The organism is Peribacillus loiseleuriae, assembly GCF_001183985.1.
GTDB classification, from domain to species: domain Bacteria; phylum Bacillota; class Bacilli; order Bacillales; family DSM-1321; genus Peribacillus; species Peribacillus loiseleuriae.
This window is the reverse complement of the sequence record NZ_LFZW01000001.1, coordinates 3,798,368-3,820,327: the sequence shown is the minus strand read 5'-3', so window position 1 is coordinate 3,820,327 and position 21,960 is coordinate 3,798,368. Positions and strand designations below refer to the sequence as shown.

The following is a 21,960-nucleotide window of genomic DNA, read 5'->3' as shown; positions in this document are numbered from 1 at the left end:
GAGGTGCAATATGGAACCAATTACGGTATACCGAGGAAAACCGGCAGTTTTAGACCGGAACAATGTGGACACAGATCAGATTATTCCGAAGCAATTTTTAAAACGAATTGAACGGACAGGTTTTGGTGAGTTTTTATTCTACAACTGGCGATATAATGAAAATGGTGAGCTTCGCGAAGACTTTGAGTTAAACCAGCCTGAGGCCGCTGGTGCTTCCATTCTAGTGGCAGGTGAGAACTTCGGCTGCGGATCTTCAAGGGAGCATGCACCGTGGTCGTTGCAGGACTTTGGTTTTCAAATCGTCATTGCGCCTTCATTTGCCGATATTTTTAAGAATAACTGCCTGAAAAATGGGATTCTGCCAATTGCTCTTTCTGCAGATGAAGTTTCCTATTTAATGAAGGAAGCCAAAAATCCTGATGTTGAATTCACAGTCGATTTACCTAATCAAAAGGTTTACGGACCAGCTGATTTTGTTACGGAGTTTGACATTCACCCATATTGGAAAGAAATGCTAGTGAATGGGTGGGATGAGATCTCAATCACTCTGCAATATGATGATCAAATTGCTAAATATGAACAAACAATAGATGTTGTGTCTACGAAATAATTGCGTAGCATTTGTCCAAAAGGGTCAGACCTCACACTACTACCCAGATTAGAGTGTTACAAACACTTAATTTGAATGGGATATAGTTGTTGTGAAGCCTGATCCTTTTTGTATGAAGGACATGGGGACGAGGCTTCGAAAAATCAGCTCCGCACCGCCACCTTCATAAGGCGATGCAGTTTTTAGAACCTGAACCTTTTTCATCGTTTTAGTTTTAGAGCAGACGCTCATGGATGTTTCTTATGAGTCACCCTCTTTTGCTATTGAATTTTTAGTTAATTTTTGTATTGTGAAGAAAACAATGCTAAACTATTTGCTAGAAAATATATCGACAGGCGGAGTTATAAAATGGGCGGAAAAAAGAAACAAAAACCAGAAGGAAATGTTATTCCGTTTCCTAATTTGGGTAGTCGGCTTGTGGAAAAGGGCATGGAACATATTGAAAAAAGAGAGTTCAAACATGCGGTGGAATTGTATAGCCAAGCAAGAGAGCTTGATCCTGAGAATCCCGATGTAAATGTCGGTTTAATCGTTTCTTTTGTCGAGGTAGGTCGCTATATAGAAGCGCGGGATTTGTGTAAAGAGGTGCTTCATAAAGGAATTGGCGACTATTTTCAGATCGTAAGTATCTATTTAATGGTCTTACTCCAGCTTAATGAGCATGAAGAAATGGTTATGACAATCAAAGCGCTATTGGATGATAATCAAGTACCTCATGATAAAATCGACCACTTTGAAAAAATGCTTGCCTTTAGTACTAGAGTTTTAGAAGAGAATGAAGATATGTTTGTAGAAATCGAAGAAGAGAAACGAACGGAAGTAGGTTTTGATGCTGACGAATGGTTTGCTGGGAAATCCGACGAAGAAATATTTAGGAATATCAGTCGATTTTCAGATGCGAATATTCGAGCTTTTATACCATCTGTTCAGAAATTTCTGCTTGACGAAGCAGCTCATCCTTTTTTGAAGACGCTATTAATCCACATCCTTCAAGAACAGGAATACGATAAAAATGTACGGCTAACAAAGCTCTCACAAGAGATGGACATCATTCCAACAGAAATACTACCTATGAAGGATACGGATTTTTTCAAAACCGTTACAATCCTCGTAGAAAGACAATTAGAACAAGAAAATCCATCCTTATTAGCTATGGCCACATCTCTCATAGAAAGGCAGCAATTTGTGATGTATCCAATTGCACCTGAGGAGAGCACTTTTCCAGTTTGGGCTTGCGCCTATCATACTGTGGCAGAGAAGTATCAAACCGGTGATAATACTGCCAATAAAAGAGCCGCTCAATATGGAGTAAGTTCGGATTCCGTGCACGAAGTGATCCTCCAAATTAATATAATTGAAGAATTTTCTTATGGGAATATTTAATGTATTGCTGTTGAAACGAAGGGAACCTGTGTTATAATGTAGGGGTTGTAATGTCTCGTTTTATTATGAAACGAACAGAGCCCTAGATTAATTAGGGTATGGTGATGCTTGTTAGGAATAGCATAGCAGATTCATCCATTGCTTATTCATTTTAGTATATAGATTTTTGGAGGGAAACACATGTCTGTAAAATGGGAAAAACAAGAAGGTAATCAAGGCGTACTAACGATTGAAGTAGAAGCTGCTACTGTTAATGAAGGTCTAGACGCTGCGTTCAAAAAAGTTGTAAAACAAGTAAACGTACCAGGCTTCCGTAAAGGGAAAATGCCTCGTCAAATGTTTGAAAAAAGATTCGGCGTAGAATCTCTTTATCAAGATGCACTTGATATTATTCTTCCAGATGCGTATGCAAATGCTGTTGAAGAAGCAGGAATCAACCCAGTTGATCGTCCTGAAATTGACATTGAACAAATGGAAAAAGGCCAAAACCTTATTTTCAAAGCGAATGTAACAGTCGCTCCAGAAGTTAAATTAGGTGAATACAAAGGTCTTGAAGTAGAAGCATTCAACGCTGAAGTAACAGACGAAGATGTTGATAATGAAATCAAAACTCTTCAAGAACGTCAAGCTGAGCTAGTAGTAAAAGAAGAAGGACAAGCAGCTAATGGCGACACAGTTGTTATCGACTTCGAAGGATCTGTTGATGGCGAATTATTTGAAGGTGGAGCATCTGAAAACTACACATTAGAACTTGGTTCTAATAGCTTCATCCCTGGTTTCGAAGAACAATTAGTTGGTCTTGAAACAGGAGCTGAAAAAGATATCGAAGTTTCTTTCCCTGAAGAATACCATGCTGCTGAGCTTGCAGGTAAACCTGCTGTATTCAAAGTGAAATTACACGAAATCAAAACAAAAGAACTACCTCAATTAGATGACGAATTCGCAAAAGATGTCGACGATGAAGTTGAAACATTTGCTGAATTAAAAGAAAAAACTAAGAAAAACCTTGAGCATGACAAAAAACACCAAGCAGAAAACGCAATTCGTGATGCAGTTATCGAACAAGCGTCTGCAAATGTGGAAGTTGACATTCCAGAAATTATGGTAACGAACGAAGTAGATCGTATGATGAAAGACTTCGAACAACGTCTTCAATCTCAAGGCTTGAATATGGAGTTATACTTCCAATTCTCAGGACAAGATGAAGAAGCTCTTAAAGGCCAAATGGTAGAAGAAGCGAAAAACCAAGTTCGTGTAAGCCTAACTCTTGATGCAATCGTTAAAGCTGAAAACATCGAAGTAACAGAAGAAGATGTGAATGCTGAGATTGAAAAAATGGCTGAAATGTACAAAATGGATGTAGAAAACATCAAAAAAGCACTTGGTAGCCTAGAAGGTCTTAAAGGTGATCTTAAAATCAACAAAGCAATCGACTTCCTTGTTGCAAACAGCAAAACAGTCGCTGCTGCTGAATAATAAAGGCCAACGTACCTTAGGCTAAGTATTAAAATTTAGCCAAACAACATATTTTGTATTATAATTAGAGACATGCAAGGCACGAGCATTCGTGCCTTGTTTTATACATAATGCAATGGGCTAATATCGTATCGTTATATAACGTAATCGTACATAAAAAATGGAAACAGTGAAAAACGCTTGCTGTTACGACAATATGCCTACATAACCACTATGACTTTAGAAAGCTCAAATCATCATTTAAAAAAAATAATTATTTTGTTGGGAATTTCAGCATTGATTTTTTTGTGAATTCAGTGTAGATTAATTTTAATACCGCATATACATAGTTATACTTACACAATATCCCTACCTTGCTAGTAAGTGTCAAAAAAGAGGAAGGAAAGAGCCGAGAAATTGTGAAAATTTATTCCTATCCATGTTCAGTAAGTAAGAGACATTATTGTACCGGTTCCATGAAATCGCTTTGCGCAAAGAATTGAACAAACGATACAAACTTGCTTCCCCGTGAAGTTATAAAATGTTTTATTCAAATGGTTAGTAAGCGTTTTCAAAATTGGTCATATGATATACTCACTTTGCCGTTTGCTAATTCGGTGGAAGTGGTCTGGGGCATTGGACTCTATTGACACTTAACGTTTTTCAGGTTTGGGAAAGCCTATTACGGGCAACATACATATTATCGTTTAGAATAGTTAGTACTTATTGGACAACTTTTAGTTTTGAGCATTTTTATTACAAAAATACTTGAGACATGGTACAATGCGGTCTACATCAAAATTTTAATACCCAGTTTATGCGTTTATTTACGTCCAAAAATAATGCGCATGACTATGTATATAGGAAAATTTAATAAAGGAGTGAGTCCATGTTTAAATTTAATGATGAAAAAGGACAATTAAAATGTTCTTTTTGCGGAAAAACTCAAGAGCAAGTTCGTAAACTGGTAGCAGGACCAGGTGTATATATTTGTGATGAATGTATTGAGCTTTGCACAGAAATCGTAGAAGAAGAATTAGGTACGGAAGAAGAAATCGAATTTAAAGATGTTCCAAAACCAATGGAAATTCGTGAAATTCTAGATGAATATGTAATTGGGCAAGAGCAGGCTAAGAAATCTCTTGCAGTTGCGGTTTACAATCATTACAAGCGAATCAATTCAAACAGTAAAGTGGATGATGTAGAACTTGCAAAGAGTAATATCGCACTCATCGGTCCGACAGGTAGTGGGAAAACTTTACTTGCACAGACATTGGCACGACTTTTGAATGTACCGTTTGCGATTGCTGACGCTACATCATTAACTGAGGCTGGATATGTTGGGGAAGATGTTGAAAACATTTTGCTTAAATTAATCCAAGCTGCAGATTATGATGTTGAAAAGGCAGAAAAAGGGATCATTTATATTGATGAAATCGATAAAGTAGCACGTAAATCGGAAAACCCATCCATTACGCGTGATGTGTCTGGTGAGGGTGTTCAACAAGCATTGTTGAAAATACTTGAAGGTACTGTTGCGAGTGTTCCACCTCAAGGTGGCCGTAAACATCCACACCAAGAGTTTATTCAAATTGATACAACAAATATTCTCTTTATTTGTGGTGGTGCATTTGATGGAATCGAACCAATTATTAAACGCCGTCTAGGCCAAAAAGTAATTGGTTTTGGATCAGATGTGAAGAAAGATGATGTGGCAGAAAAAGAATTACTGTCTAAAGTGCTTCCAGAAGATTTATTGCGCTTCGGTTTAATTCCGGAATTCATTGGTCGTATTCCAGTAATTGCTACATTGGAGCAATTAGATGAAGCGGCATTGATTGATATTCTAACGAAGCCGAAAAATGCTCTAGTGAAGCAATTTGAAAAAATGCTGGAGCTTGACAATGTCATTCTCGAATTCGAGGAAGATGCTCTACTTGAAATTGCGAAGAAAGCAATTGAAAGAAAAACAGGTGCTCGTGGACTGCGTTCTATTATTGAGGGCATTATGCTTGAAGTAATGTTTGAATTGCCTTCACGTGATGACATTGACAAATGTATTATTACAGGGGCAGCAATAACAGAAAATGAGTCACCTAAACTAGTTCTTAAAGATGGAACAACGATTAACGTAGCTGATAAAACATCTGCATAATCTTAAACGGGTCTGATTTCGTACTCTACACACAGTAATGCGTGTTATTTTCACGTATTACTGCATGTCGTAGCGGCGAGGTCAGTCCTTTTTTTATGGAAATTAGGATAGGATTTCCTGTATGGGGCTATCGTATAGGATGAAGTGGGAGAGGAGATTGGATGAATTTTGTCGTGACTGTTCAGCGAGGGATGCTTTTTTTATCGAATGTGGTTCCGGCGCGCAAATCGGAAATCCTGCTCAAAAAGTGGAGGAACTGGCGTGCAAATTTGAAATCTCGCTCGTAAGACATGAAATCGACGAAAGTGCCCGCCTGAATATCGGTGTATCGGCTAGTCAACGCTCGCCCCGCATCATTAAGCGACGGGGTTTTATAAAAGCGTAATAATGGGGTTTGTTTTTATTACTGTTTCCCATCCTATAGCGAAAAAAAGTGGCTCCAGCGCGCAACTTCGAAATGCGGCTCCGCTATCTATGCCAGGAAAGGGAAGTGGAACCATGCACCAAAAGGCCGGGGGCGTTTCAGTATGCCTGCCTGCTAGCGTGGCGTTTTCCTTCATACACGTACCATCCAATCCTCATTCATGGTCCTTTTAAGGCAATTCTTCAAAAAGCATCCATGAGTGTTCCCTCCAAAACCAATGATGAAAAAGGTTCGGGTACTCAAATAGTATAAATTTATGCAGGTGGCGGTGCGGAGCTGATTTTGCGAAGCCCCGCCCCTTTTCCGAAGAAAATGAAGGATCTATGTTCTCCTTATCCGTAAAAAAAGATGGATGATTCATTAGGGCAAAGGAGATACTATCATTTACATACTTGGTGAATGCAGGAGGGAAAGGCAATGAATTGGACAGGAATCGCGTTATTAATTCAGCTGTTTTTTGGTATTGTGATTGGTATGTATTTTTTTAATTTACTTAAGGGACAAAGGACACAAAAGGTATCGATTGATCGTGACTCTAGAAAAGAAATGGATCAGCTTCGAAAAATGCGGTCTATTTCACTAACAGAACCACTATCAGAACGTGTAAGGCCGATTACATTTGCTGATATTGTTGGACAGGAAGATGGAATTAAGACGTTAAAGGCTGCGCTTTGCGGTCCAAATCCACAGCATGTTATCGTATATGGCCCACCAGGTGTCGGAAAAACAGCTGCCGCAAGGCTTGTTTTAGAGGAAGCAAAGGGCAATAAGAAATCGCCGTTTCAAAAATCGGCCGTATTTGTAGAATTGGATGCAACAACAGCCAGATTTGATGAACGAGGCATTGCAGATCCACTAATTGGCTCTGTTCATGATCCAATCTATCAAGGAGCTGGTGCCATGGGACAAGCGGGGATTCCGCAGCCAAAGCAAGGGGCAGTAAGTAACGCACATGGTGGCGTCCTGTTCATAGATGAAATTGGTGAGCTTCATCCTATTCAAATGAATAAACTGCTTAAAGTGCTAGAAGATCGTAAGGTATTTTTAGAAAGTGCGTATTATTCAGAGGAAAATACGAATATTCCAACTCATATCCATGATATTTTTAAAAATGGATTGCCAGCGGATTTTCGCTTGATTGGTGCAACAACAAGAACCCCGAATGAAATTCCTCCTGCTATCCGTTCGCGCTGTATTGAAGTTTTTTTTAGAGAACTTGATCCTGGAGAAATTATTTCGATTGCCAAAAAAGCGTCTGACAAGGTAGAGATGACAATCAGCGATAAAGGTCTTGAAACAATCGCCGAATATGCCCGAAATGGCAGGGAAGCTGTAAATATGGTTCAAACGCTAGCGGGTATTTCCATTACAGAAGATCGCGATTACATTAAGGAAGAAGATATAGCTTGGATGGCTCACAATAGTCAACTGACGCCAAGAATGGACCGGAAAATCGATGACAAGCCGAAAATTGGCCGGATTAATGGACTTGCTGTTTACGGTCCAAATAGCGGAGCACTACTTGAAATTGAAGTAACCGTCATGCCTGCGCTTGACAAAGGAAGCATTAATATTACCGGAATCGTGGAAGAAGAAAGCATTGGCGGAAACGGGAAATCTATCCGTAGAAAAAGTATGGCAAAAGGCTCAATCGAAAATGTTATTACTGTTCTTCGTTCAATGGGGGTTCCTGCTGACCAATTTGATATTCATGTCAACTTCCCAGGAGGTAGCCCTGTGGACGGACCATCTGCCGGAATTGCGATGGCGAGCGGAATCTACTCTGCTATATACAAAATTCCTGCAGAAAATACAGTGGCGATGACAGGAGAAATCAGTATCCATGGTCATGTTAAACCGATTGGTGGGGTTATTCCGAAAATTAAAGCAGCTAAGCTTGCGGGAGCAAAAAAGGTGATTATTCCTTACGAAAATATGCAGCCGTTACTGAATGAAATAGACGGAATTGAAATCATCCCAGTGAAAACAGTGAAAGAAGTCTTCGAAATAGCATTAAGGAAAGATATTATTCCTGAACAAATCCTGCCACAGCTCGATTTAACCAAAAGGGAAAGTGTATAAAGAGTCTTAAAAGGGTCTGATCTCGTACTCTATTCAAAGGATATAGTGTTAAGCGCACTGGATTCGTACTGAATAAAGGAATTGCGAGGTTTGCCCCTTTTTTTTAGTATACGTTTTTTCCGGTGGCTTTTGATGTCTAGCACAAGCAAGCCGATTGCTTTTGATTATCTACTGTTTGCGTGTCACCTAGGCAATTTTAGACGTGTAAAAATAACTAGTATTCTACAGGTGATAATTGGTAACGTTTTTTCTGCTAATAAACATCAAATATTTGGTTTCACGTGCGTATTGTTTTATTTTTGGAGATAATAAAAGAGGAATAAGCTTGCCAGATAGACACGTTCTTATAAATACGTTAGAATTGTTACACTGGTCAATCTAAAAAACTAGACGATATGATAAATTATTGGAGGTGTCAGGCATGGCTGATAAAGAAATCATCGTCCCCCTCCTGCCGCTAAGAGGCTTACTTGTATATCCTACAATGGTGCTACATTTAGATGTTGGGCGTGACAAATCGGTACAGGCTTTGGAAAAAGCAATGGTGGGGGACCATCTAATCTTTTTAACAACACAAAAAGATGTTTCCCTAGAAGAACCAGGTGAAGAAGATATCTATCAGATGGGAACCTTAACAAAAGTGAAGCAAATGCTTAAGCTCCCAAACGGTACAATCCGTGTATTGGTAGAGGGGCTGAACAGGGCGCAAATTATTGAATTCTATGATAATGAGACACAATTTTCAGCGAAAGTCGAAGTGTATGAAGACAGCGATGAGAAGGAAATTGAGCATCAGGCATTGATGCGCACACTGTTGGAATACTTTGAACAGTACATAAAGATGTCAAAGAAAATTACGCCTGAAACATTTGCCGTAACGGCAGACATTGAAGAACCTGGCAGGCTTGCGGATGTAGTAGCTTCCCATTTACCGTTAAAGCCAAAAGAAAAACAGGAAATCTTAGAAACCATTGATGTAAAAGAACGATTAAGCAAAATAATCGAAATCATCAATAATGAAAAAGAGGTATTAAACCTCGAGAAGAAAATTGGCCAGCGCGTGAAACGTTCAATGGAAAGAACGCAAAAAGAGTATTATTTGCGAGAACAAATGAAGGCAATTCAAAAAGAACTTGGCGATAAAGAAGGAAAAACTGGAGAAATAGCCGTCCTAACTGAGAAAATTAATGAAGTTGGGATGCCAGAGCACATTAAGGAAACGGCTATGAAGGAATTGGATCGATATGAGAAAGTCCCTTCATCCTCTGCAGAAAGCTCCGTCATCCGTAATTATATTGAATGGCTCATCACGCTTCCGTGGTCCAAGGCGACGAAGGATGACCTCAATATTCAAAAGGCTGAAAAAGTGCTGAATCGTGATCATCACGGTCTTGAAAAAGTGAAAGAACGTGTGCTTGAATATTTGGCTGTCCAGCAATTAACACAGTCGCTTAAAGGACCGATTCTTTGCCTTGTCGGGCCGCCTGGAGTAGGGAAAACCTCCCTCGCACGTTCGATTGCGACGTCGATGAATCGCAATTTCGTTCGGATTTCGCTTGGTGGAGTGCGTGACGAATCAGAAATTCGCGGGCACAGAAGAACGTATGTTGGTGCGATGCCAGGACGAATCATTCAAGGAATGAAAAAAGCAGGAACGATTAATCCGGTGTTTTTATTAGATGAAATCGATAAAATGTCCAATGATTTTAGAGGTGATCCTTCCGCTGCGATGCTTGAGGTGTTGGACCCGGAACAAAACAATCATTTCAGTGATCATTATATTGAAGAAACCTATGATCTCTCAAAAGTGATGTTCATTGCGACAGCTAATAACTTGGCGACGATACCAGGACCGTTACGGGATCGGATGGAGATCATCTCCATTGCAGGGTATACGGAGATTGAGAAACTTCATATCGCAAAAGATCATTTACTTATTCGTCAAATGGAGAATCACGGTTTGCAAAAGACCCAGCTTCAAGTTCGTGAAGATGCACTAATCAATATTATTCGCTATTACACAAGAGAAGCGGGTGTCAGAAGCCTGGAACGTCAATTAGCTAGTATTTGCCGTAAAACCGCGAAAATTATCGTATCCGGTGAGAAAAAGCGAGTAGTAATTAGTGAGAAAAACGTAGAAGACTTCCTAGGAAAAACCATTTTCCATTACGGTCAAGCAGAAACTGAGGATCAAGTAGGTGTTGCAACCGGTCTTGCTTATACAACAGTAGGCGGAGATACGCTACAAATCGAAGTGTCTCTTTCACCAGGAAAAGGGAAGCTTGTTTTGACAGGACAATTAGGCGATGTTATGAAGGAATCTGCCCAGGCAGCCTTTAGTTTTGTTCGTACGAAAACGGAGCAACTCGGAATTGACGCAAATTTCCACGAAAAGCAAGATATTCATATCCACGTACCAGAAGGAGCCGTTCCAAAAGATGGACCTTCAGCAGGGATTACTCTTGCAACAGCGTTAATATCTGCTTTAACAGGTCGACCGATTCATCGAGAAGTAGGGATGACAGGCGAAATTACTTTGCGTGGACGCGTGCTTCCGATAGGCGGTTTAAAAGAGAAATCATTAGCTGCGCACCGGGCAGGTTTGACGAAAATCATTATCCCGAAAAATAATGAAAAAGACATTGACGACATACCGGAAAGTGTCCGAAAAGAATTAGAATTTGTTCTCGTTTCTCATGTTGATGAAGTGTTGGAACATGCATTGGTAGGTGAAACAGAATGAAAGTAACAAGTGCCGATATCGTCATCAGTGCGGTGAAGCCGGAACAGTACCCGAATGAACCGTTTCCGGAGTTCGCCCTTGCAGGAAGATCAAACGTCGGCAAATCCAGCTTTATCAATAAGATGATTAATCGCAAAAATCTTGCACGGACATCTTCAAAGCCAGGAAAGACGCAAACGTTAAATTTTTACATCATTAACGACATGCTGCACTTTGTTGACGTACCTGGATACGGCTACGCAAAAGTTTCTAAAACGGAGCGGGCAGCATGGGGGAAAATGATTGAAACGTATTTTACCAATCGTGACCAGCTTAAGGCAGCATTGTTAATCGTTGACCTGCGCCATCCACCGACGAAAGATGATATTATGATGTATGGCTTCTTTAAGCATTATGATTTACCTGTCATTGTCGTTGCGACGAAAGCGGACAAAATCCCAAAAGGGAAATGGCAAAAGCATTTGAAAGTGACACGTGAGACATTGGGTATGGAAAAAGAAGACGAAACCATCGTTTTCTCTGGTGAAACGGGCCAAGGGAAAGACGAAGCTTGGGGATTGTTGAAGAAGTATATGTAAGAATAGGGTCAGACCTCACACTACACATTGTTTATCGTGACATGTACACGCCACGTAAACGGATATGAGAGATGTGGGGTCTGACCCTTTCGTTATAAGAGGACGCTCAAAAAGTCCGGTAAAAAAAGCTTGCGAATTGTGTCATCACTCATTAATGATCTTCTGTTAAAATCACAAACGTCTTGTCCTCACGTATTACTGTAGACGCGAAAGATTACTTTTTTTTAATAAAAAGAATATAGATGCCAAGCCCCATAACAAGGAACGGCCAATAGGAAGCTGAGTTTGCGAGTGTTGTTTCGCTCAGTCCGAATAGGCTGATTAACTGGTCATAATAGACAGTTATGATGGCAATAATAAGGAGCAGGACTCCTTGAGATAGGCTTGATTTCGTTTTACTTGCCTGCAAAAGAAACCCAATGGCAACAATGAGTAGGAGAACACCAATGTGATTGGGCCAAAAAGCAAGACTGCCCACTAGATGAAAGTGCAGGCCGGTTCCAAAAAGGATAACACCTGGAAGGATGGCGTGAGCCTGTTTTCCACCATAAGCTTCTCCTAAAAAAGCAGCTCCGATGATACAAAGAACAGTTGGCCAATTGAAAAAGCCTTCAAATAGAATGAGATGATACTGTTGAAGCAAGAAATAAAGACCGAAGCCGAGTAAAATAATTCCGGGAAACATACGCTGAGTTTTCATTAGGACCTCCTAGTTTGATTACTTGAAGTTCGTTTCGATTTTTGTTATGGTTCTTTTATATAGATTAATTGTCGAATCCACTTATGTAAAATGAAGATTAGGTAACAATTCTATGTTAGCATATCGTTTTCATGAACTGTTCATAATTTTGACGTTTTAAGTAAAATATAAATGATATAATATAGTTTGTTGAGTATTGAATTTACTGGGGGGTGCAAACGAAAAGATGCATATAGTAGCGGTAGGCTTGAATTACAAATCTGCCCCTGTCGAAATTCGAGAGAAATTATCATTCAATGAAGCGGAACTTGCTTTAGCAATGAAAGCGTTAAAAAATAAAAAAAGTATTCTCGAAAATGTGATTATTTCGACATGTAACCGTACCGAAATTTATGCGGTAGCAGATCAATTACACACAAGTAGATATTATATAAAAGAGTTTCTTTCTGAATGGTTCAATATTGAGAGGGAAGCGTTTTCTTCCTATCTGACAATCTATGAAGGCGAGGGTGCGATTGAGCATCTATTTAAAGTGGCCTGTGGATTAGATTCGATGGTTCTTGGTGAAACGCAAATACTTGGACAAGTACGTTCAAGCTATATGGAAGCCCAAAAAGAATCAACAATCGGCACCGTGTTCAATCATCTTTTTAAGCAATCATTAACTTTAGCAAAAAAAGCTCATTCCGAAACAGAAATCAATACAAATGCAGTATCTGTTAGTTATGCAGCAGTTGAGTTAGCTAAGAAGATATTTGGCGGATTAACGGGAAAGAATACCTTGATTCTAGGTGCAGGTAAAATGGGTGAACTCGCCATTCAAAATCTCCACAGCAATGGAGCAGATGATATCACAGTCATTAACCGCACACATGAGAAAGCCATTGCTTTAGCTGACCGCTTTTCTGGGAAAGCGAAGCAGTTGCAAGAGTTGCAATGTGCGCTTGTGGAAGCAGATATTCTCATTAGTTCAACTGGTGCGAAGGATTTCGTCATTAATAAAGAAATGATGACCTTTGTGAATAAGATGCGTAAAGGCCGCCCCATCCTGATGGTTGATATTGCTGTTCCACGTGACTTAGATCCTGCGATAGCGGAACATGAAAATATTTTCTTATATGACATTGATGATCTTGAAGGAATCGTAGAAGCGAACATGCAGGAACGAAAAAAAGCAGCCGAGAGTATTTACATGATGATTGAATCCGAGATTGTTGAATTTAATCAGTGGGTAAGCGTCTTAGGTGTTGTGCCAGTGATTTCAGCACTTAGGGAGAAGGCTTTATCGATCCAATCCGAAACAATGGTAAGTCTTGAGCGTAAGCTTCCCCATTTAAGTGAACGTGATCGAAAGCTAATCAGTAAGCATACGAAGAGCATCATTAACCAAATGCTGAAAGACCCAATTCTCTATGCGAAAGAAATAGCGGTCGAACCAAATGCAAAAGAAGCTTTGGATCGTTTTGTGAAGATTTTTCATTTGGAAGATTTAGTTGAAGATTCCAGCATGCCTGTACAACAAGAAAAAAGAAAAGTGGCACAGGTTAAACCAGTCCCTGTTCAAGTGTAATTGGAGTACGATATGGAATTGATTATGACAAGATTGCATGAAGTGACCGTATTAATTTATGCAGCAAGTGTGCTCTTATATTTTATTGATTTTCTTCATAATAACCAGAAGGCAAACAAAGGAGCTTTCTGGTTACTTGCTATTGTTTGGGTTCTGCAAACGATCTTTCTACTTTTATACGTACTGCAAACGGGACGATTTCCCGTGCTGACCATTTTTGAAGGACTTTATTTTTACGCTTGGGTGCTGATCACGTTATCCTTGATCATGAATAAATTGCTTCCTGTTGATTTTACCGTGTTTTTTACGAATGTATTAGGGTTCATCGTGATGGCAATTCACACGTTTGCACCGGTTCATATTGAGTCAAAGGTACTTGCACAACAGCTCGTTTCAGAACTTTTGCTCATACATATCACACTGGCAATCCTATCATACGGGGCTCTATCGCTTTCCTTTGTATTTTCGTTATTGTATTTAATTCAATACGATTTATTAAAAAGGAAAAAATGGGGCAAGCGTCTGTTACGGCTTGGTGATTTAACCAAGCTTGAGCATATGTCTTATGTGCTCGCGGTAATTGGCGTTCCGATGTTAATCCTATCACTTATTCTAGGGTTGCAGTGGGCCTATATCAAAGTGCCAGATGTCGTATGGTTTGATCCAAAAATCCTTGGATCATTTTTAGTGCTCATTGTATACAGTGTCTATTTATATTTAAAGGTCCGAAAGCAAATGTATGGAAAAACATTAGCCTATCTCAATTTGGCTTCATTTTTGACGGTCCTGATTAACTTTTTCCTTTTCGGAAGTCTTTCCACATTTCATTTATGGACTACATAGGAGGATATCATGAGAAAAATAATTGTCGGTTCAAGACGAAGCAGGCTTGCTATTACACAGACTAACTGGGTGATTAATCAATTAAAGGAGCTTGGTGTTCCTTATGAATTTGAAGTAAAAGAAATTGTGACAAAAGGAGATCAAATCCTTGATGTGACCTTATCTAAAGTTGGCGGAAAAGGCCTATTTGTTAAAGAAATCGAGCAAGCACTTTTAAATAAGGACATTGATATGGCTGTTCATAGTATGAAAGATATGCCTGCTGTACTGCCGGACGGCTTAACAATTGGCTGCATTCCACCAAGAGAGGATCACCGCGATGCCTTGATTTCTAAGGACCATATTAAACTTGCTGATTTAAAGCCTGGTGCAATCGTTGGAACGAGCAGTTTGCGTCGCAGTGCACAATTGTTGGCTGAACGTCCTGACCTTGAAATTAAATGGATTCGAGGCAATATCGATACTCGTCTTGAAAAACTAAAGAACGAAGATTATGACGCTATCATCCTTGCAGCTGCGGGACTCGCGAGAATGGGCTGGAAATCAGATGTCGTAACAGAATTCCTTGAACCTGAGCTTTGCCTGCCTGCTGTTGGGCAAGGGGCACTTGCTATCGAATGTAGGGAATCAGATGCTGAACTGTTAGAACAATTGGAAAAACTGACGTCTAACGAAACGAAGGCAACAGTTGAAGCAGAGCGGGCATTTCTTGATAAAATGGAGGGCGGCTGCCAAGTTCCAATTGCAGGATTCGCTATTGCAAAAGATGCGGGAAGTATTGAATTAACGGCGCTCGTGGCATCTCCTGATGGGAAAACGATTTTCAAAGAAGTGGTTACAGGGGAAAATCCTCAAGAAATCGGCATTGAAGCGGCCCGGATCTTAACGGAAAAAGGCGCGAAGGAATTAATTGATTCTGTAAAAGAGGAGCTCAATCAGTAATGAATGAGTCCGGCCCTCTAAAAGGTTCTCATGTTCTCATTACGAGAGGGAAAAGTCAGGCAGCGAGCTTAGTAGAAAAAGTGGAGAGTTATGGCGGCGACGCTGTCGTCGTGCCACTCATTGATTTTATCCTGCCTGATAACGTCGAACAGCTCAACCATTATATTCGTCATATTCATGAATATGACTGGTTAATTCTTACGAGCCAAAACGGAGTCGACTACTTTTTCCGTCTCCTAGAAGAACAGGCACCAGTAAAATTGCCACGGATTGCTGTAATCGGCAGTAAAACAGAAGAGTACCTTATGAGTCGCGGCTATAGCCCGGATTTTGTCCCCTTACATTTTGTAGCGGAAGCCTTTGTAGAGGAATTTAATCCTATGTTAAAGCGTGGCTCGCGTGTCCTCATTGCGAAAGGAAATTTGGCTCGTACGGTTATTGCCGAAAAAATTCGTGAGGCAGGGGCACAATGCCAGGAAATGATTATTTATCAAACGGTATTGCCTGAAGAAAGCGAGCAACAGCTTTTAGACTTGCTTTCTTTAGAACGATTGAATATTGTTACGTTCACCAGTTCGTCAACGGTCCATCACTTTATGAAAATCGTAAAAAAACACAATTTGCAAGCGAATTTAGATAAACTTATTTTTGCCTGTATCGGTCCAATCGCTTTGAAAACAGCCGAATCATATGGCTTATCCGTAGCTGTTTGTCCAGAAGTATACACAGCAGAAGCTATGATTGATTGCTTGGTGGAATACATAACAAGAAAACATACAAAATAAGTAAGGCGTTTCTAACGCCACCATATGCTATGAAGGACAAATCGTGAATCACGCTAAACGCACCTCATCCTAAAGATGGTGGTGTGAAGCTGCTTTGAGTACACTTGTTTTAGTATGAAGAAATTTGATATCTTAGTAGATTGCCGATATTTTAAAATCGCGAAAGACGTCCCCTTGTCCTTCGTGCAAACCATTCTTAGGGAGGAATTCATATGAAAGACATTCAATTTACAAGACACCGTCGTCTTCGTGCAAGTGCTGGAATGCGCTCACTTGTTCGAGAAACACATTTACATAAGGAAGATTTTATTTACCCGATCTTCGTCATTGATGGTGAGAATATAAAAAATGAAATCGCTTCTATGCCAGGGGTTTTTCAGCTTTCCATGGATAACCTCTTGACTGAAGTAGATGAAGTGACAAGTCTTGGCATTAAATCGGTCATCTTATTCGGTGTACCATATGAGCATGATAAAGATGAAGAAGGTACGGGCGCATTTAGCCATAACGGACTTGTACAAGTAGCTACACGCTTGATTAAGGAAAAATATCCTGAACTGATCGTTGTTGCTGATACTTGTCTTTGTGAGTATACAAGCCATGGTCATTGCGGCGTTGTAGAAGGCGGGAAAATTTTAAATGATGCTTCCCTCAACTTACTTGCCAAAACTGCAATTAGTCAAGCAGAAGCTGGAGCCGATATTATCGCTCCTTCCAATATGATGGATGGTTTCGTTGCAGCGATACGCGCTGGGCTTGATGAAGCAGGTTTTGAAGACGTGCCAATCATGTCGTATGCGGTTAAATATGCTTCATCCTATTACGGTCCTTTCCGCGATGCAGCAAATGGCGCTCCACAGTTTGGAGACAGAAAGACCTACCAAATGGACCCTGCTAACCGGATGGAAGCGTTCCGTGAAGCGGAATCGGATATAGATGAAGGGGCAGATTTCCTTATCGTCAAGCCAGCACTTTCTTATCAAGATATTATTCGCGACGTGAAAAATTATACGACTCTGCCAGTTGTTGCTTATAATGTAAGTGGTGAATACTCAATGGTAAAAGCAGCTGCAGTAAACGGCTGGGTAGATGAAAAGTCGATTGTCTTAGAAATGCTAACAGGAATGAAACGTGCCGGAGCGGATTTAATCATTACATACTTTGCGAAAGACGCTGCACGCTATCTTGATGATATAAAGTAAGAAACTATTTCTAAAATAAACGATGAAATGGGGAGTATCATGCGTTCATATGAAAAATCAAAACAAGCTTTTGTTGAAGCTCAGAACTTAATGCCTGGCGGTGTCAATAGTCCGGTTCGCGCATTCAAATCGGTGGATATGGATCCTATTTTTATGGAACGGGGAAAAGGCTCGAAAATTTATGATATCGATGGTAATGAATATATCGATTATGTGTTATCATGGGGTCCGCTTATTTTAGGACATACGAATGAGCGCGTCGTGGAGGCTTTAAAAAAAGTAGCAGAAACAGGTACAAGCTTTGGAGCATCTACACTCATTGAAAATGAATTGGCGAAGCTAGTCATCGAAAGAGTCCCTTCGATTGAAATGATCCGAATGGTTTCATCTGGAACAGAAGCGACATTGAGTGCTTTACGACTTGCTCGCGGATATACAGGTCGCGATAAAATTTTGAAATTTGAAGGCTGCTACCATGGCCATAGCGATTCATTATTAATTAAAGCAGGTTCCGGTGTCGCGACACTTGGATTGCCGGACAGCCCTGGTGTTCCTGAGGGCATCGCTAAAAATACGATTACAGTTCCGTACAATGATTTGGCAAGTGTGAAGTACGCATTTGAACAATTTGGTGAAGACATTGCGGCCATTATTGTTGAACCAGTTGCCGGCAATATGGGAGTTGTCCCACCTCAACCAGGATTTCTTGAAGGCTTACGAGCTATTACGGAGGAATACGGTTCACTATTAATTTTTGATGAAGTGATGACAGGATTCCGTGTCGGCTACAACTGTGCCCAAGGATATTATGGCGTAACACCTGATATTACATGTCTTGGGAAAGTAATCGGCGGCGGTTTACCAGTCGGCGCATTCGGTGGTAAACGAGAGATACTTGAACGCGTTGCCCCAAGCGGAACGATTTATCAGGCAGGTACGCTCTCAGGTAATCCGCTCGCGATGACAGCTGGACTGGAAACATTGAGTCAATTAACACCTGAAGTGTATCAAGAATTTACCCGTAAAGGGGATATGTTGGAGAGTGGCATTGGTCAAGTTGCCAAGATATATGACATCCCACATACGTTTAATCGTGCGGGTTCTATGATTGGCTTATTCTTTACAAACGAAGATGTCATCAATTACGAAACAGCTAAACAATCTGACTTAAATTTCTTTGGTACCTATTTCCGTGAAATGGCTGAACAAGGCGTATACTTACCGCCATCACAATTCGAAGGGATATTCCTATCAACCGCCCATAGTGATGAAGACATCGAAAAAACAATCGCAGCTGCTGAACAAGCATTTGCTAAGTTGAAAAAATAAAAGTAAAAAGCAGATTTACCTTTTGGGAATCTGCTTTTTTTACTGTAATGAAAATATACGTCAAATCCCAAAAGAAGCGGCAAAATGTAATACTGCAAATTTTCCATCTGTCTTCTTCACAAGTGACAACCCACCTCGAAATAAAGTAACTTACTTCGGTCCCCCCTCATTTTCACGTCATATTATCTCAGCACTATTCATAGATTGTTAATGGCATCGTTATTTGTTTTCTGAGTTTGGAAGGAGGAGTTTGTTTGTCAACCGAAAATCAATCGTTTTTACGATTTTCCTTAGAGGAATCAGTCTGGTTTCAGAAAGGACAGGAGATAGAAGAGCTTTATTCACTATCGCTTGAACCAAACGTGACCATTCAAGAGAGTGATCAATATGTAGTGATTAGGGGTTCATTGGATTTGAGTGGTGAGTATAAGGAAGCTGGAGAAGAAGAGGGGGCTTCAGATCTTGGATATTCACAGCCTTATTATCCAAAGACGATTCATAGTGTGGATCAAAGAGAAGACGGATTGAGCGAATTTATTCACCGAATACCTGTTGATATTACAATTCCAAACAATCGCATACAGTCCCTAGATCATATTGATGTGAATATCCATGCTTTTGATTATTTTATGCCTGAAAAAAATTGCTTGAAGCTTGAGGCGGAGCTTTTAATTAGTGGAATTGAAGATTCGCGACAGGAAAGTAAATCTGAAGAACGAGCAGCGCATTCAAAATCAGATGAATATGAAATGGTAGAAGATGCGCGGGATGAAGCAGATTCAACATGGGAAGAAACGGTGGAAGTAGAAATCGAGGATGAGAGTTATTCATCGTCTGAGAATGTGGAAATCGAACCAGAACCGGTCTCCCTATACCGTGAACTAGAAGAAGTGGCCAATGAAGCTGAAGAAATCGATGATTCATCAGAGGAAATCGAAACAGAGCCAATCTCTTTATACCGTGAACTAGAAGAAGCGACCAAAGAAGCTGAAGAAATCGATCCAGAGCCAGTCTCCCTATATCGTGGACTAGAAGAAGTGGCCAATGAGGCTGAAGGAATTGATTATTTATCAGAGAAAATAGAAACAGAGCTAGTCCCTTTATCCCGAGAAATAAAAGTGGAAAACGAAGAGGAGGACGAGTTATTCACTCCATTTGTTGTAGAGGCTAGGAAATTGCCAGACATTGAAGATGCAGAAGAATCACGGCCAATCTATGCAAATAAAACGAAAAAAACACAAGAGATACATGCTGTTGAACCTCCTAAAATGGAGCAGATCTTAGAAGTACCCCGAGCTTTAGAAATTGTCACAGAGGATGTTTCCGAGAATGCACAGTTAGAAAAAGAATACGGTCCATTACTCGATTTTGTCCGCCGGAAAGAAGAAAAATCAATTAAGAAAGAACCAACTGAACGTGAAAAAACTCCTGAACGAGAAGGGGCAGAAAAAGAGGCCACAAGGGAAGATCATCTCTCGTTAACGTCTTTTTTAGGTAGAAAGAAAGAGGAAGAGTTAATTGGTATTAAAGTATGTATTGTTCAGCAAGGAGAAACATTAGATAGCTTGGCTGAACGCTATGAAGTCAGTGTACAGTCACTCCTCAATAGTAATGAACTAGAACCAAGCCAAGATATTTATGAAGGTCAAGTATTATACGTTCCTAAGGTGAGAGTTACTAAAAATTAAAAGCGGAGGCAGAATGGGCTAGACCCTCGTTCTGCCTCCTTATAGAGGATGTTCAAAAAAGCTTGCGAATCCGCATCCAAGCTCATGAATGACCTTCTGTTAAAACCGCGCACGTCCTGACGAGCAACACAGAAGTTAGCACATCCTGTGCAAGTCCGGTCCCAAACGTTCTGCATACGCGAAAGGTTCTTGAGATGCGCTCTCAGAACTTCTTGGCTCTTTTTCTTCTTCTTTTTGAACACGCACTTATACAGAAATTAATTGCTGGAAGTGAATTCCATGACGGATAATGAAAGCAGTAAGATGGAAACCGAAGCGGTTCTTCGTAACTATTCGTTAAAAACGTACTATATTGAATATATGGGTAAAATCACAAAGCTATATAGTGATAAAGGAGTTTTTGCCCTCAAATCGATTGATCCTCATATTGGGATTGATTTTATTCGAAATATTCAGCGATTATATCAGCGTGGGTATAATCGAATTGTTCCCATCTATCAAACGATGGACGGCCGTTATGCGGTACTTCACAATAGTCGATTGTATTATTTGATGCCTTGGCTTTCTGATCAGGAAGATGGAGAACGCTCTGAACGGAATAAGCAAATGTTTCGTGAGCTTGCCCGTATGCATGCTTTGTCTGTAAGAGAAATTACCGTTAATGAAGAGGAACGTGAAGAACATTATCAAGCGACCATTGAAGAGTGGAAGAAACAGCTGGAATTTCTCCGTGAATTTGCTGAAAGCTGTGAAAAGAAATGGTATATGTCCCCATTTGAGCTGATGTATTGTACGTACTATACCGACCTTTCACAGGCGCTAGAATATTCAACGAAAAAACTAGAAGACTGGTATGAGAAAACAAAAGATCATGAAAAGATACGGACAGTTGTGACACATGGCAAGGTTTCATTGAAGCACTATGTATACGATGATCGCGGCTATGGCTACTTTATTAACTTTGAAAATTCAAGAACAGCACCGCCACATTTTGATTTACTCCCGTACTTAGTGGAGGCTGCAAGAACCTATCCGTTTCCGTGCGATGACTGTGTCGATCTTCTCTACAACTATATGCGCTATTTCCCTCTGAAGCCAGAGGAAGTGCTGTTATTTCAAAGCTATCTCGCTTACCCAGAGTCATCGATTGCTGTGGTAAAAGGATATTTTGAAAAAAAAGGAAGTCGGAGTGAACTGCAATACGTCAGTTATTTTCAACGGCAATATTGGTTATTGAAAAATATTGAGTATATGGTGATGAAAATCGAAGAAAACGAAAGAGCAAAGAAAGCAGCTGTAGAAGCACAGCAACAACAAGAGCAAGAACAGAATGCAGAATAATCCGAAGTGAATGCTAAAAGGTGACATATCGCTTCGGATTATTTTTTGCTTCTTTATAACCAATTTTGCCGAAAAGAAACCAATAGTACGACCATAATCGAAAGCAGTAAGATGTCTAAAAATGTCGGAA

General features: G+C 40.1%; 17 protein-coding genes. 16 read left to right on the top strand and 1 reads right to left on the bottom strand.

Going from position 1 to position 21,960, the window contains the following annotated elements:
• Positions 1–10 precede the first annotated feature (10 nt).
• The 8 genes from leuD to yihA all read left to right on the top strand — a co-directional run bounded on the left by leuD (position 11) and on the right by yihA (position 11,430).
• Positions 11–610, top strand: a complete 600-nt coding sequence (leuD, locus tag AC625_RS17680; RefSeq protein ID WP_049682487.1) for a 3-isopropylmalate dehydratase small subunit — start codon at positions 11–13, stop codon at positions 608–610.
• Between the two features lie 348 nt (positions 611–958).
• Positions 959–1,993 (top strand): tetratricopeptide repeat protein, encoded by a 1,035-nt coding sequence (locus AC625_RS17675; protein ID WP_049682486.1) that lies wholly within the window; start codon positions 959–961, stop codon positions 1,991–1,993.
• A 180-nt stretch (positions 1,994–2,173) separates the two neighbouring features.
• Positions 2,174–3,469, top strand: coding sequence for a trigger factor (tig, locus tag AC625_RS17670; RefSeq protein WP_049682485.1), 1,296 nt, complete (start codon positions 2,174–2,176; stop codon positions 3,467–3,469).
• An 868-nt stretch (positions 3,470–4,337) separates the two neighbouring features.
• Entirely contained in the window at positions 4,338–5,603 is a 1,266-nt protein-coding gene (clpX, locus tag AC625_RS17665; RefSeq protein ID WP_049682484.1) for an ATP-dependent protease ATP-binding subunit ClpX, read from the top strand.
• A gap of 157 nt (positions 5,604–5,760) precedes the next feature.
• Positions 5,761–5,988 (top strand): hypothetical protein, encoded by a 228-nt coding sequence (locus tag AC625_RS17660; protein WP_156187578.1) that lies wholly within the window; start codon positions 5,761–5,763, stop codon positions 5,986–5,988.
• 456 nt (positions 5,989–6,444) lie between these two features.
• The gene (gene lonB / locus AC625_RS17650) at positions 6,445–8,109 is read left to right on the top strand and encodes an ATP-dependent protease LonB (RefSeq protein WP_049682481.1); all 1,665 of its coding nucleotides are present in this window, start codon (positions 6,445–6,447) and stop codon (positions 8,107–8,109) included.
• 421 nt (positions 8,110–8,530) lie between these two features.
• Complete coding sequence (lon, locus tag AC625_RS17645) at positions 8,531–10,852, top strand: endopeptidase La (protein WP_049682480.1); 2,322 nt, start codon at positions 8,531–8,533, stop codon at positions 10,850–10,852.
• Positions 10,849–11,430, top strand: a complete 582-nt coding sequence (gene yihA / locus AC625_RS17640; protein WP_049682479.1) for a ribosome biogenesis GTP-binding protein YihA/YsxC — start codon at positions 10,849–10,851, stop codon at positions 11,428–11,430. Before lon ends, yihA begins: the two co-directional genes overlap by 4 nt.
• 214 nt (positions 11,431–11,644) lie before the next feature.
• Here yihA and AC625_RS17635 read toward each other — a convergent pair whose 3' ends face one another.
• Positions 11,645–12,130 carry a LiaI-LiaF-like domain-containing protein gene (locus AC625_RS17635; RefSeq protein ID WP_049682478.1) on the bottom strand — a complete coding sequence of 162 codons (486 nt, stop codon included), beginning with the start codon at positions 12,128–12,130 and terminating at the stop codon, positions 11,645–11,647.
• A 226-nt stretch (positions 12,131–12,356) separates the two neighbouring features.
• Here AC625_RS17635 and hemA point away from each other — a divergent pair, with 226 nt between their 5' ends.
• The 8 genes from hemA (at position 12,357) to ysxE (ending at position 21,830) form a co-directional block, all read left to right on the top strand.
• Positions 12,357–13,700 carry a glutamyl-tRNA reductase gene (hemA, locus tag AC625_RS17630; protein ID WP_049682477.1) on the top strand — a complete coding sequence of 448 codons (1,344 nt, stop codon included), beginning with the start codon at positions 12,357–12,359 and terminating at the stop codon, positions 13,698–13,700.
• A 12-nt stretch (positions 13,701–13,712) separates the two neighbouring features.
• Positions 13,713–14,543 (top strand): cytochrome C assembly family protein, encoded by an 831-nt coding sequence (locus tag AC625_RS17625; protein WP_049682476.1) that lies wholly within the window; start codon positions 13,713–13,715, stop codon positions 14,541–14,543.
• A gap of 9 nt (positions 14,544–14,552) precedes the next feature.
• Positions 14,553–15,485 (top strand): hydroxymethylbilane synthase, encoded by a 933-nt coding sequence (hemC, locus tag AC625_RS17620; RefSeq protein WP_049682475.1) that lies wholly within the window; start codon positions 14,553–14,555, stop codon positions 15,483–15,485.
• Positions 15,485–16,270 carry a uroporphyrinogen-III synthase gene (locus AC625_RS17615; protein WP_049682474.1) on the top strand — a complete coding sequence of 262 codons (786 nt, stop codon included), beginning with the start codon at positions 15,485–15,487 and terminating at the stop codon, positions 16,268–16,270. Before hemC ends, AC625_RS17615 begins: the two co-directional genes overlap by 1 nt.
• 212 nt (positions 16,271–16,482) lie before the next feature.
• Positions 16,483–17,472 carry a porphobilinogen synthase gene (gene hemB, locus AC625_RS17610; RefSeq protein ID WP_049682473.1) on the top strand — a complete coding sequence of 330 codons (990 nt, stop codon included), beginning with the start codon at positions 16,483–16,485 and terminating at the stop codon, positions 17,470–17,472.
• Positions 17,473–17,511: 39 nt separating this feature from the next.
• The gene (gene hemL / locus AC625_RS17605) at positions 17,512–18,801 is read left to right on the top strand and encodes a glutamate-1-semialdehyde 2,1-aminomutase (protein ID WP_049682472.1); all 1,290 of its coding nucleotides are present in this window, start codon (positions 17,512–17,514) and stop codon (positions 18,799–18,801) included.
• Positions 18,802–19,055: 254 nt separating this feature from the next.
• Positions 19,056–20,489 carry a LysM peptidoglycan-binding domain-containing protein gene (locus tag AC625_RS17600; protein ID WP_049682471.1) on the top strand — a complete coding sequence of 478 codons (1,434 nt, stop codon included), beginning with the start codon at positions 19,056–19,058 and terminating at the stop codon, positions 20,487–20,489.
• Between the two features lie 279 nt (positions 20,490–20,768).
• A complete protein-coding gene (gene ysxE, locus AC625_RS17595) occupies positions 20,769–21,830 on the top strand; it encodes a spore coat protein YsxE (RefSeq protein ID WP_049682470.1) in 1,062 nt (353 codons plus the stop codon).
• The last annotated feature ends 130 nt before the right edge of the window (positions 21,831–21,960 follow it).

What these genes read in the sequence shown, in the direction of transcription:
- leuD (WP_049682487.1), top strand. Translation starts at nt 11, where the DNA reads ATGGAACCAATTACGGTATACCGAGGAAAACCGGCAGTTTTAGACCGG.
- AC625_RS17675 (WP_049682486.1), top strand. Translation starts at nt 959, where the DNA reads ATGGGCGGAAAAAAGAAACAAAAACCAGAAGGAAATGTTATTCCGTTT.
- tig (WP_049682485.1), top strand. Translation starts at nt 2,174, where the DNA reads ATGTCTGTAAAATGGGAAAAACAAGAAGGTAATCAAGGCGTACTAACG.
- clpX (WP_049682484.1), top strand. Translation starts at nt 4,338, where the DNA reads ATGTTTAAATTTAATGATGAAAAAGGACAATTAAAATGTTCTTTTTGC.
- lonB (WP_049682481.1), top strand. Translation starts at nt 6,445, where the DNA reads ATGAATTGGACAGGAATCGCGTTATTAATTCAGCTGTTTTTTGGTATT.
- lon (WP_049682480.1), top strand. Translation starts at nt 8,531, where the DNA reads ATGGCTGATAAAGAAATCATCGTCCCCCTCCTGCCGCTAAGAGGCTTA.
- yihA (WP_049682479.1), top strand. Translation starts at nt 10,849, where the DNA reads ATGAAAGTAACAAGTGCCGATATCGTCATCAGTGCGGTGAAGCCGGAA.
- AC625_RS17635 (WP_049682478.1), bottom strand. Translation starts at nt 12,130, where the DNA reads ATGAAAACTCAGCGTATGTTTCCCGGAATTATTTTACTCGGCTTCGGT.
- hemA (WP_049682477.1), top strand. Translation starts at nt 12,357, where the DNA reads ATGCATATAGTAGCGGTAGGCTTGAATTACAAATCTGCCCCTGTCGAA.
- AC625_RS17625 (WP_049682476.1), top strand. Translation starts at nt 13,713, where the DNA reads ATGGAATTGATTATGACAAGATTGCATGAAGTGACCGTATTAATTTAT.
- hemC (WP_049682475.1), top strand. Translation starts at nt 14,553, where the DNA reads ATGAGAAAAATAATTGTCGGTTCAAGACGAAGCAGGCTTGCTATTACA.
- AC625_RS17615 (WP_049682474.1), top strand. Translation starts at nt 15,485, where the DNA reads ATGAATGAGTCCGGCCCTCTAAAAGGTTCTCATGTTCTCATTACGAGA.
- hemB (WP_049682473.1), top strand. Translation starts at nt 16,483, where the DNA reads ATGAAAGACATTCAATTTACAAGACACCGTCGTCTTCGTGCAAGTGCT.
- hemL (WP_049682472.1), top strand. Translation starts at nt 17,512, where the DNA reads ATGCGTTCATATGAAAAATCAAAACAAGCTTTTGTTGAAGCTCAGAAC.
- ysxE (WP_049682470.1), top strand. Translation starts at nt 20,769, where the DNA reads ATGACGGATAATGAAAGCAGTAAGATGGAAACCGAAGCGGTTCTTCGT.